The organism is Streptomyces huiliensis, from assembly GCF_020037025.1.
Lineage (GTDB): Bacteria > Actinomycetota > Actinomycetes > Streptomycetales > Streptomycetaceae > Streptomyces > Streptomyces huiliensis.
This window is the reverse complement of sequence record NZ_JAIQLH010000433.1, coordinates 1-1097: the sequence shown is the minus strand read 5'-3', so window position 1 is coordinate 1097 and position 1097 is coordinate 1. Positions and strand designations below refer to the sequence as shown.

At 76.4% G+C, this 1097-nt stretch carries 1 protein-coding gene; it reads right to left on the bottom strand.

Annotated features, from left to right (window positions below):
* Window positions 1-905 (bottom strand): trypsin-like peptidase domain-containing protein (locus tag JNW98_RS34760; RefSeq protein WP_372459403.1); only part of this gene is annotated, 905 nt, incomplete at its 3' end.
* Window positions 906-1097: the final 192 nt, after the last annotated feature.

The window sequence follows — 1097 nt, the reverse complement described above, 5'->3', positions numbered from 1 at the left end:
GCGCCGCGCGAGCGGCGGGCGGCGAGGGCGCCCAGTTCGGTGGTGCGGCCGGTGCCCGGCTCGCCGACCAGGCCGAGGACGTACGGGCCGCCGGGGCCGTCCCCGCCGGCCTCCCGGGTCAGGGCGCGGCCGCCGGGCGCCCCGCCGGCCAGGAAGCAGGTGAACTCACGGACGGTCTCCGGCCGCTCGACGGGGTCGCGCCAGGTGCGGGGGGTGACCACCGAGCCGAGGGCGGTGCCGGTGAGCTGGAGGGCGCCGGCGAGGTTCAGGTCGCGGCCGTAGGCGGGGACGGTCGCCGCGTTCCGGTCCAGGAGGGCGGCCAGCGGCCCGTCGGGGTCGGCCGCCGCCGTGGCCCGGAGCGGGATCGCGTAGCCTCCCGCCCGGCGTTCGGCGTGCAGCGCGGTACCGAGGACGGCGATGACCGCTCCGGTGCGCGCGTCCAGCACCGGGCCGCCGGTGGCCTCCTCGCCCAGCCGCAGCGGCGTCCGCTCCGGGAGGGACAGCTCCAGGGCGGTGCGCAGCAGGTGGAAGCGGTCCGTGGCGGTGTACGTCACCAGGGGCTCGCCGACGATCGAGGCGTCGTGCCAGCGGCCGGCCCGCAGCCTGACCTCCATGCCGCCCGCGATGTGCTCCTCCGCGGCGACGGCGAGCGGCGGCAGGTCCAGGCCCTCCGTCCGGACCAGGGCCAGGTCGCAGTCGGGCAGCGGGGTGACGGCCTCGGAGCCGACCACCACCGTGCGGTCGCCCGCGGCGTGCAGCACCAGGCAGGCGAGGCCGTCGACCGCCTCGTGGCTGGTGATCAGGGTGCACCTGTCGTCGACCGGGAAGCCCGTGCCGCGCCGCCGCCCGGCGAGGTCCCTGATGCGCACCAAGGACTCGTCCGCATCGGTCCGCCGACCGCTCATCCGCCGAACCTCCCCGCGTGACCGTACGTGCGTACGCCCGTACGTTCCGAAGGTAGGCAGCCGGTGATCGGCGGGACAGATCGCGAGCCGAACGCGCCCCCTTGCACCCCCATCGTTCACTCCGAGCGCCTGCCCGTTGGGGTGAATCGTGCGTATGAGATGGATAGAGATGGAGGGAGGGGGGTCGTGGGG